Source organism: Candidatus Rhodobacter oscarellae, from assembly GCF_001078595.1.
Classification (GTDB): domain Bacteria; phylum Pseudomonadota; class Alphaproteobacteria; order Rhodobacterales; family Rhodobacteraceae; genus Rhodobacter_B; species Rhodobacter_B oscarellae.
On sequence record NZ_LFTY01000001.1, the window covers coordinates 505492 to 520054 of the forward strand.

The window sequence follows — 14563 nt, forward strand, 5'->3', positions numbered from 1 at the left end:
CCCTTTCGATTAATAGTCCGCATAGATGCGGGCCATGTGGTCCTCGATGATCTTCTGGTAGTCGCCGGACTTGCGGATGCCGCGCAGGCCCTCGTTGGCCATGGCCAGCATCTCTTGCGCCTGCGGGTGCGACTTGTGCACCACCACATGCAGGCCCGCGACGGCCAGCGGCTGCGGCAGGATGCGGATCTGGTCCTGCAGCCCGTGCTCTTTGATCGCGTCGCGCCCGGTGAACTCGTTGATCGCAACGGCGTCCGCCTCGCCCGACAGGACCTTGTCAAAGCAGTCCTTGACGCTGCGCGGCTTCAGAAGGGTAATCTTGCCCTCCTTCAGCCAGTTGCGCCCGTCCTGGTCCATGTCGGTATAGGTGTAGCCAACCGGGCGGCAAAGCGTCTTGCCGACCATGTCGGCGTCGCGGTTGAACACCATCGGGTTGTTCGAGGCGGTAAACAGAAGCTGCAGCATCTCGAACATCGGGTCCGAGAAGAGCAGGTTCTGGCAGCGATAATCCTCGCCCATCGTGGCGCAGTCAGGCTGGCGCCAGGGAAAGCTCAGATCCAAAAGCGCGTTCGACAAAAGCGGCTCAAAATGCGCGGTCCAGTCGTTCACCCAGTGGATCGCATAGCCTTGCTTGGGCGCGGCTTCCGCAAAGGCGGCGTTAACAACATCGGTCAGCATGCCGCCATTGTGCAGCGCCTGGTCGGTGAACGGCGCATAGTCGTTGCCGGTCAGCAGGTTGATCTTTTGGCGCACCGAGGCGTGCCCCGGCTGCACCTGCACCGGGGCAGAGGTCAGCGTGACATCCGTGATCGCCGTGCCTCCCGGCAGCCCGGTGGGCAGGCCGTCGAGGCAGGCCAGCTTCAGCTTCATGCCGATCCGCAGAAGGTTCGGCTTTGGCCCGATGGTCTTGAGATTGTTGTTGTGGATCGCGGTCCATTTGCCGGCATTCTCGTAATGCCGGTTGGCGATGCCGGAAAGCGTATCACCTCTGGCGACGACATATTCTCCGCCGCAGGTCTCGGCAGAGGCGCCCGCCGCGCCCAATCCGGTCAGCGCCACTGCGGCGGCGGCCAATAGGTTTCTCATATCTCTTCCCCCCTGTTGCTTTGATCCGCGCGGCAGGTTGCAGCGATCCGCGCATCTTTTCAGTTCTCTACTACCTTCTCAGTATTTCGCCCTCCGCAGGCAGCGCGCGCACGGGCGTCAGCGCCTTAGTTTCGCGGCAAGGATGGCTCTGCGGCAGGCGCGGCATCAGTTCGCCCCCGCCACGGCCGCGAGCACGGCCGCGGCATCAACGCGTCCGTCCGGGCGCACGAAATTCGGCGGCACATCGACAACGCGATTGCGCTGCGCCGTGGTCAAAAGCTGCTCCAGCCCCTCGGCGGTCTGCCCTTGCCCGATGGCGTCCTGCACGAACCGCACAAGCTCGCCGTCCAGGCCTTGCCCCTCGCTGGCCCCGCCATCGCCACGTAGTGCCGCCACGGTCCCAGAGGTGATCAACTCGATCAGGCTCCATTCTTCGGCGGGCGCGGCCGCTGGCGCCGTGGGCAGGCCAGGCGTCTGTCCGGGCGCCTCCCCTGGCGGGATGACGCTGGGAATGGTGCTCTCAGGAGGCGCGGCCAAGACGGGTTCAGGCAAGACGGGTTCAAGAAGTACTGGCTCTGGCTCGCTGATCGGCCGCGCGGTGGGCCGCAGCGCCACAGCGGGCGCAAACGACGCCACTTCACCGGTCGGACGCGCCGCATCCGCATCAGCAGGCGCGCTCAGCGGCACGACATCCGTCACCCCGACCTGCCCTGGCCTGGCAGACGCGGTATCCGACGATGCCGGGCCCGGCGCCGAGGCTCCGTTCACGTATAGCAGTCCGCACACCAGGACGGTGAGCCCCAACGCGGTAAATCCCAGCTTTCGCAGCGGGCCGCTCTGGTCCGTGTCGGCCTTGCCCTGGGGGGACATAAAGGTGTGCGCCTTGGTGGCGCCCGCAGCCTGAGGTTGATTGGCGACCTGCGCGCCCTCTGCGCCGCTCGGGAGGATTCTAACAGTCGAAGGCGCAATTATTCGGGTAAGCGCAACCGGCTTTGGCGTTTTTGGCTTAGGATTTGGCTCCAACCGCTTCATTATAATACGCTACACTGCTAGATAATTTGACCCGCCAGCGAACCACCATAAGAACAGCGCACACTACCAGATATCCCCGTATGGGTGAAGAATAGACGATGGCTCGCGTCAGGGTCAATATAATGTGGCATTTGCACCGCCCGCGTGCGCATATTGTGGCATTGTCACCTCACGCGGGAAATTATCCCCAGGCGCGGCGCGATTTAGCTCGTAAAATGTGGAAAAGTCGGTAGAAGCTGGCATGAACATGTAAACTATGACTGGACAGGCGGGCTTCAAACATCGCATCATGTGGGTAACTTTGCCAGAGTTTGTGGCGAGCTGGGTGAATGAGCGGCGAATTCTAAAAAGACCGCGCGATCCAGGGTAGTGAGGCGTAAAAAGAGCGGTAAGAAACCATGTTAGCAATCAACTATGTCGTCCGTGACGCGGCAGGCAGCGTGCGCACGGGCGCCTTCCCCGAAGGCAATCCGGCCACAATCTACGCGTCTTATTCTAAGGATGTGTCGCTCAATCTAAGCGCGAGCGCGGTCTCCAGCTACGCGCGTGAGGGCAACGACCTCGTCCTGAATTTGGCCGATGGTCAGGTGCTGGTCGTCAGCGGCTATTTCGACGAGGGAGCAACCGGCCCCAAGAACCTGTTCCTCAGCGAGCAGGGCGACCTGGTCGAGGTCTTTCTCGGTGACGCGCAAGAGGGTCCGCTTACGGCGTCTTATGCCGGGCTGGATGTCAGCGGAAAATGGAGCGCCTACGACGATCTGGTCTTCCTTGATCTTGGTCGTGTCGAGCCCGTGGTGGCGCCCATCGCTGCGCCTCTGTTTGGCGGGCTAAGCGGCCTTGGCGCGGCAGGCGGAGCCCTGGCTGCAGTGGCCGTCATCGGTGGCGGTGGCGGCGGTGATGGCGGCGGCGACAGCACGTCGACCGTGATCCAGCCGACCGTGGACGACCCCAATAGCACGCAGGAGGTCGGCGGCACGACCGGCGTTGCGCCGATTGTGTCCGGCACGGGTGCGCCTGACTCGTCGGTCACGGTCACTGTGGGGGACCAAACGGTGACAACGACCGTAGACCCCAATGGCGTCTGGGTCGCCACGTTCGATCCGAATGATCTGCCGGTGGACGGGGTGCACCCCGCGACGGTCGCGGTCGAGGACCCTGATGGCAACACGTTCGATCTGACCGGCCCGACCATCGACGTGGACACCACGCCACCGGATGTGGCCGTCACATCCGGCGCGCAGTCCTCGGGCGATTTTGTGAATGGCGCCTCGCATAGCGGCGGCGCCGAGATCAGCGGCACCGGCGAGGCCGGGGCCACGGTCTCTGTGACCATCGACGGCACCACGCATGTAACCACGGTAAGCGACAGCGGCACCTGGTCGGTCACGTTTGACGCGGCCGAGATCAAGACCGGCGAATACCAGACCGGCATAACCATTGTCTCGACCGATCCGCGCGGGAACAGCACCACGATCAGCGAAACGCTCGTGGTCGACACCGAGGCGCCGCTGGCGGCGCTGAACGCGGTTGAGGGCGACAATGTCGTGAACGCGGTCGAGGCCTCTGACGGGGTCACCCTTTCAGGCGCCGGCGAGCCGGGCGCCACGATTTCGATCGCGTTTCAAGGGATCACCCGAGAGGTCACCGTCGACGCCTCCGGCACTTGGTCGATGGGTTTCGCGGCCTCCGAGATCCAGCCCGGCACCTATGATAGCGACATCGTGCTGACCACGACGGACCAATACGGCAACTCCAGCAGCTTGACGCAGAGCATTCGGGTGGACACCGAGCAGGTGCTGACCATGGACGTCTCCTCGGGCGGGGATCACGTGATCAACGCCGCCGAGCAAAGCGCCGGTGTCACGGTGACGGGCACGGCAGAGCCCGGCTCGACGGTTGACGTGACGATGGGCACCGTGACGCATCAGATCGTGGCGAACTCCTCCGGGACCTGGGCCGCGACCTTTGCCTCTAACGAGATCCCCACCGGCACCTACGAAACGGTCGTCACCGCGGTTGCGACCGATGACGCGGGCAATGTGGAGACGACGACCAGCACCGTGCAGGTGGATACCGAGAACACGGTTGCCATCGACGCCGGCCAGGCCGGGGGCGATGATGTGATCAACGCCGCTGAGGCGGGCGCGGACATCACGCTCACGGGCTCGACAGAGCCCGGCGCCTCGGTGGATGTGACCGTCGCCGGCGCCACGGTGGCCGCCACGGTCGCCGCCGATGGCACCTGGACCGCGGTCTTCGGCGCGGGCAGCATCCCCTCGGGCGAGTATGACACCACGATCACCGCTGTTTCCACGGATGCGGCGGGCAACTCGGCGACCTCCACGGCCGCGATCACCGTTGATACGGTGGCGGGCGAGGTGGCGCTCTCGCCGCTGCCGATCGAGATCGACGACGTCATCAACGCGGTCGAGCGCGCCGATGGCGTGGACATCAGCGGCACCGCCACGCCGGGGATGACGGTCACCGTCACCCTGGGCAGGGCGGCGCAGGCCGTGGTCGCGGACGCCGCGGGCAACTGGACCACAACCTTCTCGTCCGGCTCGATCCCCACGGGGACGAGCTCGCTGCCAATCAGCGCGTCGATTACCGACGCCGCGGGCAACACGCGGACCGTGACGGACGCGGTGGGCCTGGACACCGAGGTCTTGAACTTCGCCCAGACCCCCGGCGCCATCGAGGGCGACGACGTGGTCAACGCGGCCGAGCTGGCCGACGGCATCCCGCTTTCCGGCACGGTAGAGCCCGGCTCGACCGTCAGCGTCCAGCTGGGCGCGGCCACCCTGCCCGCCTCGGTGGACGCCGCCGGGAACTGGAGCCTCACCTTCCCCGCCTCCAGCGTGCCCGCGGGCACCTATGACGCGGCGATCACCGTTTCGGCCACCGACCCCGCGGGCAACACCGCAACGCTGAGCGACACGATCCGCATCGATACCGAGGCGGCACTGACCGTAGAGGGCGACCAAACCGCCGATGACGTCTTGAACGCGGTCGAGCACGCCAATGGCATCACGCTTGAGGGCACCGCAGAGCCGGGCTCGATGGTCACGGTCGATCTGATGGGCGTGACCCGCGCGGCCTCGGTGGATGCGTCCGGCAACTGGTCGGCCAGCTTCGCCACGGCCGATCTGCCAGAGGGCACCTACACCGCCACCGCCACGATCACGGCAACGGACCCGGCGGGCAACATTGCCACGGTGGCCGAGACCTTCGGCGTGGACACCGAAATCAGCACGCCCGGCGTGGACGCGGTGACCTTCTCGGGCGACGACGTGCGCCGGATCTCGACCGAGGACACCGTCGACAACTACGCGGTCAGCTCGCTGAACAGCGACGGCTCGGTCTCTGCCCCGGCGGCGACGATCTCTAGCGATCCGACATTCGGCACAGAGTTCACCTTTGACACGCCAATCCCGGATGGCACCAACCTGGTGGTCACCCGCAATGACGATGCGGGCAACAACGCCTCGACGCTGCTGGTGCTCGAGGACGACGCGACCTCGATCTCTCATCCGGGCACGGGCAGCTTCGACATCGCCGCGCTGAACCTCGACTATGGCGAGGACACCAGCCTGGTGCTGACCGAGGCGCAGATCCGCTCTATGTCGGACGCCACGGACGAGCTCACGATCCACGGCGGCACCGACGACACGATCACCGTTTCCGGCGCGGTCAACACCGGCACGACCCGCGAGATCGACGGCCAGACCTACAACATTTACACAATCGGATCCGATGGCGCGACCCTGGTGGTCGAACAGGACGTCAACGTGATTATCTAGGCTTTAAGGACACTGCAGCACCCGTAACGAGTAAACACGTATCCCAATAACAGCCCGCCACAAAAATTATAATAAGCGGGCAGTGAGGCAGGTAAGAGCGCGTGATTAAGCGCAACGCATATCCGGCGGCAGACATGTGCCGCCCTCTTCGTGGCATCGCGCTCCTGGGCGCGGTCGGTCTTCTGGCCGGCTGCATGCAGGGGCCCGCTTTGCTTGACAGGTTCTCCGCCAAGAACGACCGGAATGACGCGGGCGCGACGGTGCGCGCCAGCAGTTTTGAGACCATCGAGGGCGAGCAAGGCTCTGACATCATCGACACCCTGCTGGCGCGGCCAACGCTGCTAAAGACCGGTTCGCCCTATCACGTTGTGGCCGAGGCCGCGCTTTCGGCCTCCGCCCGCGCCTCAGAGGCAGAGCTGCGCGCCGCGCGCCTGCGCGCCGAGGCGAAATCAAAGAACTGGCTGCCCACCCTGGGCGCCAGCCTGAGCCTGTCCAGCCTCGGCGATGTGGTCACCAGCCTGCTGGTCGAGCAGGTGCTCCTGGACAATGGCCGCCGCAAGGCCGAACGCGCCTTTGCCGCGGCGGATGTCGAGGTCGCCGCGGTCTCGCTCTCCACCGATATGAACGCGCGGGTCGAGACCGCGCTGGCGCTTTACCTCACCGCGCTGCGCGGCGACGAGAAGGCGGCGTTGAACGGGCGCGCGCTAGGCCAGATGCGCGAGTTCGACCGCATCGTGCGCGGCCGCGTCGAGGGCGGCATCTCGGACCGCGCCGATCTGCGCGTGGTCGAGGCGAAGGTGCATGACATCACCTCGGCCCAGACCAGCGCCGAGGAGGCCGCGCGCACCAGCCGCGCCGAGCTGCAGGCAATGACCGGGCGGAGCTTCCCCGCCGATTTTGCCAAGCTCTCGTTGGACACCCCGCCCGCCGGGTTGCGCAGCCTCGCCGTGCTGAACGCGCTGGCAGAGGCGAACCGCTCGGTGTCGGGCGCCAAGATCGAGCGCGCGGGGCTCCTGCCCGGCATCAGCGCGCAGGCGAATGTCACGGGCAGCGGCACCACCGCCGCGATCACATCGGGCACGGGCACGCCCATTGGCTTTGGCACGCCCGCGGCGCTCAAGGCCGTGGCGCTGGCGCAGGACACCGCGGATCGTTACGTGGCCGAGGCCGAAGAGGGCGCGCGCCGCGACCGCGCGCGCCAAGAGCAACGGCTCGCGTCGTTCCGTCGGCAGGAGACCGAGGCCGCGCGCCTCGCCCAGGAGAGCCGCGAAACCTTCCGGCTGTTCCAGCGCCAGTTCCAGGCCGGGCAGCGCTCGGTGATGGATGTGGTCTCGATCTACGAGACGATGGTGCAGCGCGAGCAGGCGCATGTGGACGCGAAATACGAAGTGATCCTGATCCAGCTTGAGATGGCAAAGGATCTGGGTTTGCTGGCCGAAGGGGGATCGATCTGATGGCGAAACCGACCCTGTCACTGAATACCGCGCGCGGCACGGCGATCGTACCGCGCCAGAAACAGGCGGCGCCAGCCGCTCTGGCGCCCGCACCAGAGTCCAATCCGAAAACCGACGAGGACTTTGTTCACTCGCTGGTCGAGAACGCCGACGCCCGCGTGCAGCACCGCGCCACGCTGATCGCCACCTTCGCCGCGCTGAACGGCAACAAGACACCGGCGCGTGATGTGGCCGAGTTCCTCTGGACCCACGCGCCCAATGACCTGACGATCAATGCGCTGGGCCGCGCGTTGGACACCACCGGCATCCGCCACAAGATCACGCAAAAGGCCGAGATCGCGCCAGAGACCTGGCCCGCCTTGACCATGATGACCAATGGGCAATGCGTGCTGGTGATGAGCCAGATCGACGACATCCTAACGATCTTCGACACGACCTGCGCTGACAATAAGGCCGAGGTGCCCGTGGCAGAGTTCGCGCCCTTCTTCACCGGCACGACCCTAACGGGCCGCACGCCGATGAAGGACGTGGTGGCGCGCAACATCCCGCAATTCGAGGGCATCCACTGGTTCTGGGGCGAGTTCCCGCGCTACCGCCGGCAGGTGGCCGAGATCATGGTGGGCTCGCTGGTGGCGAACCTCTTGGCGGTCGCCGTGGCGCTGTTCAGCCTGCAGGTCTATGACCGGGTGATCCCGCACCAGTCGCAAGCCACGCTTTGGGTGCTGACACTGGGCGTCGTGCTGGCGATCTGCATGGAGGGCGCCTTAAAGCTCGCCCGCGCCCGGCTGACCGACGCGGCGGGCCGCCAGATCGAGATGAACGTGCAAAAGAACCTGATGCGGCGCCTGGTCGGCATGCCCTCTGACAAGCGCCCCCTGCCCCCGTCCGGGCTCTTTGCGGCGATGCGCGAGTTCGGCTCGGTGCGCGAGTTCTTCACCTCCTCGACGCTGTCGACGCTGGCGGATGTGCCCTTCGTGCTGGTGTTCCTGCTTCTGATCGGCTCCATCGGCGGGCCCATCGTCTGGGCCATCGTCGCGGGCGGCATCCTGATGCTGATCCCCGCCTATTTCCTGCAGAAGCGCATGATCGACCTGACCCGCCAGACGCAGGGCGCGAACGCCAAGGCGGGGCGACTTTTGCACGAGGTGGTGACCGAGCTGGACACGCTGAAGACGCAGCGCGGCGAGGAGCGCATGATGCAGGTCTGGGCCGAGCTGACCGAGCTTTCCAGCCATTCCACCGCCGAGCAGCGCCGCCTGTCCAACGGGTTGACCTATTGGTCGCAGGCCGTCCAGCAGGGCACCTATATCGCCGCCGTGGTGATCGGCACCTTCATGGTGTTTGCCGGCGAGTTCACCGTGGGCACGATCATCGCCGTGGGCATTCTGACCAGCCGCACGCTTGCGCCGCTGACACAGCTTGCCTCCACAATGGCGCGCTGGGGCAACGTGAAGACCGCGCTAGAGGGGCTGGACGCCATCGCGCTGGCCCCGCAAGAGAAAGAGCAAGAGCGCTCTTACCTGCGCCGCGAGACCATCAAGGGCGCGTATGAGCTGCACGAGGTGAGCTTTCAGTATGACGAGGACGGCGCGCCGAACCTCGATGTGCCGACGATCAAGATGACCGCCGGGCAGCGCGTCGCGGTGCTGGGGGTGAACGGCTCGGGCAAGTCAACGCTGCTGAAGGTGCTGACCGGGCTCTACGCGCCCGACAAGGGCCGCGTTCTGCTGGACGGCACCGAGATCGCCCAGATCGACGCCCGCGACCTGCGCCGTAACATCGGCTATCTCAGCCAAGAGGTGCGGCTGCTCTCGGGCACGCTGCGCGACAACCTTAACCTGACGATGCTGGAGCGCGACGAAGAGCGCCTGTTGACGGCGCTGGACTTCGCCGGGCTGGGCCCCTTTGTGCGCGGCCACCATAAGGGCCTGGACATGGAGATCCAGGACGGCGGCGCGGGGCTCTCGGTGGGGCAGCGCCAGTCGATTGGCTGGGCGCGGCTCTGGCTACAGAACCCCGGCGTGGTGCTGCTGGACGAGCCGACCGCAGCGCTGGACCAGGCGCTGGAGAAGGCGCTTGTGGCCCGGCTGGACACCTGGCTGCATGGCCGCACCACGGTGATCGCCACGCACCGCATGCCGATCCTGGCGCTGACCGACCGCACGCTGATCCTGCAGGCCGGGCGGCTGATGGTGGACGGCCCGCGGGACCAGGTGCTCTCGCATCTCTCCGGCACTGCCGCACAACAGGCCGCAGCCGCATGACCGCGCTGACCGAGCAAACCCCGCTAGAGGGCGCCACCGGCGCCAGCCGCATCATCCTGCTGGTGGGCGGCGCGCTGGCGCTGTTCCTGGTCTGGGCCTCCGTCGCCTGGGTCGACGAGATCGTGCGCGCCGAGGGCGAGGTCGTCAGCAGCTCGCGCGCCCAGATCGTGCAGAACCTCGAGGGCGGCATCCTCGCCGAGATGCGCGTGCGCCAGGGCGACCGCGTCGAGGCCGGCCAGGTGATCGCGCGGCTGCAAGACACCAAGTTCCGCGCCAAGGTGGACGACCTGCAGGACCAGATCGACGCGCTTGAGATCAAGCGCCTGCGGCTCGAGGCCGAGCTGGCCGGGGCCTTCGACTTTAGCGTGCCCGCCGACCTGGCCCAGCGGTCCCCGGCCATCCTGCGCTCTGAGAAGGCGCTGCTGAACGCGCGCCAGACCGACTTTGCCTCGCGCCGCGACGGCGCCCGCAAGATCCTCGACCAGCTCAACGAGGAACTGGCCACGATGAAGCGGCTCCACAGCGAAGAGATCGTCGCCCTGATCGAGGTCAACCGCGCCCAAAAGGCCGCCTCGGATGCCGAGATCACCTATAACGAGATCGGCACCAAGGGCGAGCTGCAGATCGCCGAGGCCTACTCGGAGACGCTGCAAGACCTGACCTCGCGGCGGCAGGATCTGCGGCTGGCCCGCGACCAGCTGGACCGCACGGTGATCACCTCGCCGATGAACGGCATCGTCAACGCGCTGCAAATCACCACCATCGGCGGCGTGGTGCGCCCGGGCGAGGAGATCCTAGAGATCATCCCCCTGGGCGAAGAGCTCTTTGTCGAGGCCCGCGTGAAGCCCGAAGACATCGCCTCGGTGCAGCCCGGCCAGGAGGCCACGGTTAAGCTCTCGGCCTATGACTACACGATCTACGGCGCGCTGCAGGGCAAGGTGAACTTCGTCTCGGCGGACACGTTCGACGACGAGCACAACCCGCGCCAGGCGCCCTTCTACCGGGTCAGCGTGGAGGTCGACACCAGCGCCTTCACCGAGCGCCAGCGCGACATCGAGATCCGCCCCGGCATGCGCGCCACCGCCGAGCTGCAGACCGGATCCAAGACGATCCTGACCTATCTTTTGAAGCCGCTCTACAAGTCCCAGGAAGCGTTCCGCGAACGGTGATTCGAATTTTTGCGGCCGGGCGGCCCCACCCAATTTCATCTGAACCGCCAATCCCTAAGATTTTCCTAAATATTGCGGCCCTGCGTCATTTTGCCAAAACTGCGCGGGAGCCTCAACCAGGGCCGCGCGCTCCGCGCGTTCGCACCTTGGCGCATCCACCGGGCGCCACATCGCCAAGGCGAACCGGTCTGGCGCTCCGCGCATTCGGACCTTGGTCCGTCCACTGGACGGCCCATCGCCAAGGCGAACCGGTCCTCATTCTTTTCGGCCATAAATACGGGCTGCGACGCAATTGCGGCAGCCGAGCCGCCGATGTTCCGGCGTCGCCGCGCAGCTTGCATAAGAAAGAGCGTGCGGAAGCACACATTTTGGGAACGCCCCCTCAAGAAAAGCGCGACGCCCCACCCAAGCAGCCCCAAAAAAGGCGGGATCCACAGCGCCCGGCTCAAACCGGCAGCGCCGTGGTCTGCCAGACAGTGCGCAGCGAGAACGAGGAATGCATCTGCGCCACGCCCGGCAGGCGCGCCAGGTACCGCCGGTGGATGCGGGCGAAATCGTCGGTATCGCGCGCCGAGAGCTTCAGCAGGTAATCCGCCGTGCCCGCCATCAGGTGGCACTCCTGCAGGTCCGGTATGCGCGCCACCTCGCGCTCGAACGCGTCGAGTATCTCCTCGGACTGCCCGCTCAGGGTGATCTCCACAAAGACCGTCGAGGGCCGGTCCAGCTTGCGCGGGTCCAGCAGCGCCACATATCTGGCGATGATCCCCTCCGCCTCCAGCCGCTGCACCCGCCGGTGGCACGCCGAGGGCGACAGGTTCACCCGCTCGCTGAGATCGGCGTTTGAGATGCGCCCCGACTTCTGCAGCGCCTTCAGTATCCGCCGATCCGTGTCGTCAATTTCAACCATCGTGCAAGATTCTCCGGCCCATTCGGCGATCCACAGCTAACCCTTCGACAAATCTGCCCCGACCGCAGCGGTCTTTGCAACGCAATTCTTACCACTATGCCCGATGATTGGGCGGGATTTAGAGGAGTTTTCGCCATGATCATCGGTTGCCCTAAGGAGATCAAACCGCAGGAGTTCCGCGTGGGGCTCACCCCCAACGCCGCGCGGGACGCGGTGGCGCATGGCCACCGGGTGATCGTCGAGGCCGGGGCGGGCCAGGGCGCGGGCTTTAGCGATGCCGACTACGCCGCCGCGGGGGCCGCCCTGCGCGACACGCCAGCGGAGATCTTTGCCGAGGCCGAAATGATCGTGAAGGTCAAGGAACCGCAGCCCGGCGAGCGCCGGATGCTGCGCGAGGGGCAGCTGCTCTTCACCTATCTGCACCTGGCCCCGGACCCGGAGCAGACAAAGGACCTGCTGGCCTCGGGCTGCACCGCCATCGCCTACGAGACCGTGACCGACGCCGCGGGCGGGCTGCCCCTGCTGGCGCCGATGTCCGAGGTCGCGGGCAAGCTTGCGCCGCAGATGGGCGCCTGGACCCTGCAAAAGGCCAATGGCGGGCGCGGTGTGCTGCTGGGCGGGGTGCCCGGCGTAGGCCCGGCCCGCGTGGTGGTGATCGGCGGCGGCGTGGTGGGAACCCATGCGGCGCGGGTGGCCGCGGGGATGGGCGCTGAGGTCACCGTGCTGGACCGCGCGCTGCCCCGGCTGCGCTATCTCGACGATGTGTTCGCCAGGGACTTCCGCACGGCCTATGCCTCCGCCGGCAACACCGCCGAACTGGTCGAGGCGGCGGATATGGTGATCGGGGCGGTGCTGATCCCGGGCGCCGCGGCGCCCAAGCTGGTCAGCCGCGCGCAGCTTGCGGACATGAAGCCCGGTGCGGCGATCGTCGACGTGGCCATCGACCAGGGCGGCTGCTTCGAGACCTCCCGCGCGACCACCCATCAGGACCCGATCTACGAGGTCGACGGGGTGATGCATTACTGCGTGGCGAACATGCCGGGCGCGGTGGCGCGGACCTCCACCATCGCGCTCTCGAACGCCACGATGCCCTTCATGCTGGCGCTGGCGGATAAGGGCTGGCGGCGCGCCTGCGAGGACGACCCGCATCTTCTGAACGGGCTGAACGTGCATGCCGGCCAGCTGACCTATTTCGCCGTCGGCAAGGCGCTGGGCCTGGATGTGCTCTCGCCAAGCCTCGCGCTTAAGGCGTAAGCGCCGCTCCACAGATTGTCGGTTTGTGCGTTCTGCGCTATGATGGGGTCCTGTTGAGGAAGTTATTGTTATGCCGAAAGCACTGGGAATTGGTGGCTTCTTTATCCGTTCTTCTGACCCAAAAGCCCTTTCGGAATGGTATGAATTGCACTTTGGTATCAACAAGGTACCCCTGGATTATGAGACGCCGGTCTGGCAACAGGAGGCGGGCCCCACGGTCTTCGCCACATATGGTCCGGATGCGGAGGACCTGGGCCGCAAATCACAGCAATGGATGCTCAACCTGCGCGTGGCCGACCTCGACGAGGCGGTCCGCGAGCTGAGGGACGCGGGCATCGAGGTCACGATGGATGCCGAGGATTACCCCAATGGCCGTTTTGCCCAGCTCGAGGACCCGGAGGGCAATCCGATTGAGATCTGGCAACCTGCCAATGAGTGAAGGCTGCTGATCTCATGAACATCTCCGAACGCAGTCTCACTTATCCGGCCCATCAGGGTGCCCGCACCCCGCCACCCTATTGGCGTAAGTACTTAATATAGGCCCAGCCCTCGTCGCCGTACTCATGGAACACGCGCACCCAATTCCCGCGCCGCTCGAGGACTTCCACCCATGATCCATGATACATCCGGGTTATGATGGTAAAGCCAGAGCCCGGCCCGGTGCGCAGGTTCAAAAACCCATCCCCCGGCGAGTAAACAAAGAGCCTGGCGGGCGTCGCAACCGGTCGCACCATGTATTTGCGATGCGCCCAGCCCACCGCGCCGCTCTGATGCTCCACCCGCGCCCAATTCCCGGCGATCTCCAGCGTGTTCACCGAGGTGCCATGCCCCATGCGCATGATCACGTTGAACCCGCCCCCGGGCCCGGTGCGCAGGTTCAAGAACCCATCATTGGGCGAGTTCACATATAAAAGCTCCGCCCGCGCGGAGACCGCCATAACAAGCGCAATGACCAGGAAAGAGATGAAGCGAACCATATGTAGCCCCCCAACGGATAAACTATTCGCGGCGAGTTTAGCATGACTCGGGGCAAAACAAAAAAGGCCCGCCGTAGAACGGCGGGCCCCTGAACAGGTACATTAGGCAAATCGTTACGAAACTTGTTTGGCCAGTGCGTCCCTGATCTCTGCCAGAAGCTCCAGCTCGGTGGGCCCGGCGGGCGCTTCCTCGGCGGGCGCCTCTTCTTCCTTCTTGGCGGTGGCGTCTTTCACCTTGTTGACGTAGCGCACCAGCATGAACACCACGAAGGCGATGATCAGGAAATTGATGATCGCCATCAGGAAGGCGCCGATGGCGAAGACCGAGGCCCCGGCCTCGCGCGCGGCGGCCAGGCTCGTGCCGGCCGCGACCTCGCCCGAGATCACGATGAACCAGTTTGTGAAGTCCACGCCGCCCATGAACAGCCCGATGATCGGGTTGATCAGGTCGTCCACCATGGACTTGACGATGGCCGTAAAGGCCGCACCGATGATGATCCCGACCGCCATGTCCATGACATTTCCCTTGGCGATGAAATATCGGAACTCTTGCATCATATTTAGTCACCCCTAAAGACATGGCACCTAATCATTGTGCGCCAGTGCGCAGCCCATACCAC

Annotated in this window: 11 protein-coding genes; 6 read left to right on the top strand and 5 right to left on the bottom strand. The window is 65.5% G+C overall.

Annotated elements, in window-relative coordinates:
* Positions 1-9 precede the first annotated feature (9 nt).
* Both AIOL_RS02345 and AIOL_RS02350 read right to left on the bottom strand, forming a co-directional pair.
* Positions 10-1086 (bottom strand): LysM peptidoglycan-binding domain-containing protein, encoded by a 1077-nt coding sequence (locus AIOL_RS02345; RefSeq protein ID WP_049641408.1) that lies wholly within the window; start codon positions 1084-1086, stop codon positions 10-12.
* 165 nt (positions 1087-1251) lie between these two features.
* Complete coding sequence (locus tag AIOL_RS02350) at positions 1252-1956, bottom strand: hypothetical protein (protein WP_049641409.1); 705 nt, start codon at positions 1954-1956, stop codon at positions 1252-1254.
* Between the two features lie 560 nt (positions 1957-2516).
* Between AIOL_RS02350 and AIOL_RS02355 the strand changes: the two genes are divergently transcribed.
* From AIOL_RS02355 to AIOL_RS02370, 4 genes are all read left to right on the top strand, one after another.
* On the top strand, positions 2517-5918 hold the full coding sequence (locus AIOL_RS02355; protein WP_049641410.1) for an Ig-like domain-containing protein: 3402 nt from the start codon (positions 2517-2519) through the stop codon (positions 5916-5918).
* 134 nt (positions 5919-6052) lie between these two features.
* Entirely contained in the window at positions 6053-7372 is a 1320-nt protein-coding gene (locus AIOL_RS02360) for a TolC family protein (protein ID WP_049641411.1), read from the top strand.
* On the top strand, positions 7372-9636 hold the full coding sequence (locus AIOL_RS02365) for an ATP-binding cassette domain-containing protein (protein WP_049641412.1): 2265 nt from the start codon (positions 7372-7374) through the stop codon (positions 9634-9636). The genes AIOL_RS02360 and AIOL_RS02365 overlap by 1 nt, the downstream gene beginning before the upstream one ends.
* Positions 9633-10805: an HlyD family type I secretion periplasmic adaptor subunit gene (locus AIOL_RS02370; protein WP_049641413.1), complete on the top strand. Its 1173-nt coding sequence runs from the start codon at positions 9633-9635 to the stop codon at positions 10803-10805. Before AIOL_RS02365 ends, AIOL_RS02370 begins: the two co-directional genes overlap by 4 nt.
* A gap of 445 nt (positions 10806-11250) precedes the next feature.
* Here the strand turns inward: AIOL_RS02370 and AIOL_RS02375 are convergent, their stop codons facing one another.
* The gene (locus AIOL_RS02375) at positions 11251-11712 is read right to left on the bottom strand and encodes an Lrp/AsnC family transcriptional regulator (protein ID WP_049641414.1); all 462 of its coding nucleotides are present in this window, start codon (positions 11710-11712) and stop codon (positions 11251-11253) included.
* 135 nt (positions 11713-11847) lie between these two features.
* On the opposite strand from AIOL_RS02375, the gene ald reads away from it, so the two are divergent.
* Positions 11848-12966: an alanine dehydrogenase gene (ald, locus tag AIOL_RS02380; RefSeq protein WP_049641415.1), complete on the top strand. Its 1119-nt coding sequence runs from the start codon at positions 11848-11850 to the stop codon at positions 12964-12966.
* Positions 12967-13036: 70 nt separating this feature from the next.
* Positions 13037-13405, top strand: a complete 369-nt coding sequence (locus tag AIOL_RS02385) for a VOC family protein (protein ID WP_049641416.1) — start codon at positions 13037-13039, stop codon at positions 13403-13405.
* A 76-nt stretch (positions 13406-13481) separates the two neighbouring features.
* Here AIOL_RS02385 and AIOL_RS02390 read toward each other — a convergent pair whose 3' ends face one another.
* Together AIOL_RS02390 and mscL are read right to left on the bottom strand one after the other, a co-directional pair.
* Complete coding sequence (locus tag AIOL_RS02390; protein WP_049641417.1) at positions 13482-13943, bottom strand: SH3 domain-containing protein; 462 nt, start codon at positions 13941-13943, stop codon at positions 13482-13484.
* A gap of 114 nt (positions 13944-14057) precedes the next feature.
* Positions 14058-14501, bottom strand: coding sequence for a large conductance mechanosensitive channel protein MscL (gene mscL / locus AIOL_RS02395; RefSeq protein ID WP_049641418.1), 444 nt, complete (start codon positions 14499-14501; stop codon positions 14058-14060).
* Positions 14502-14563: the final 62 nt, after the last annotated feature.

Excerpts from the sequence above, each read along its gene's own strand:
- AIOL_RS02355 (WP_049641410.1), top strand. The coding sequence starts at position 2,517 with ATGTTAGCAATCAACTATGTCGTCCGTGACGCGGCAGGCAGCGTGCGC.
- ald (WP_049641415.1), top strand. The coding sequence starts at position 11,848 with ATGATCATCGGTTGCCCTAAGGAGATCAAACCGCAGGAGTTCCGCGTG.
- AIOL_RS02385 (WP_049641416.1), top strand. The coding sequence starts at position 13,037 with ATGCCGAAAGCACTGGGAATTGGTGGCTTCTTTATCCGTTCTTCTGAC.
- AIOL_RS02365 (WP_049641412.1), top strand. The coding sequence starts at position 7,372 with ATGGCGAAACCGACCCTGTCACTGAATACCGCGCGCGGCACGGCGATC.
- AIOL_RS02390 (WP_049641417.1), bottom strand. The coding sequence starts at position 13,943 with ATGGTTCGCTTCATCTCTTTCCTGGTCATTGCGCTTGTTATGGCGGTC.
- AIOL_RS02360 (WP_049641411.1), top strand. The coding sequence starts at position 6,053 with ATGTGCCGCCCTCTTCGTGGCATCGCGCTCCTGGGCGCGGTCGGTCTT.
- mscL (WP_049641418.1), bottom strand. The coding sequence starts at position 14,501 with ATGATGCAAGAGTTCCGATATTTCATCGCCAAGGGAAATGTCATGGAC.
- AIOL_RS02345 (WP_049641408.1), bottom strand. The coding sequence starts at position 1,086 with ATGAGAAACCTATTGGCCGCCGCCGCAGTGGCGCTGACCGGATTGGGC.
- AIOL_RS02350 (WP_049641409.1), bottom strand. The coding sequence starts at position 1,956 with ATGTCCCCCCAGGGCAAGGCCGACACGGACCAGAGCGGCCCGCTGCGA.
- AIOL_RS02370 (WP_049641413.1), top strand. The coding sequence starts at position 9,633 with ATGACCGCGCTGACCGAGCAAACCCCGCTAGAGGGCGCCACCGGCGCC.
- AIOL_RS02375 (WP_049641414.1), bottom strand. The coding sequence starts at position 11,712 with ATGGTTGAAATTGACGACACGGATCGGCGGATACTGAAGGCGCTGCAG.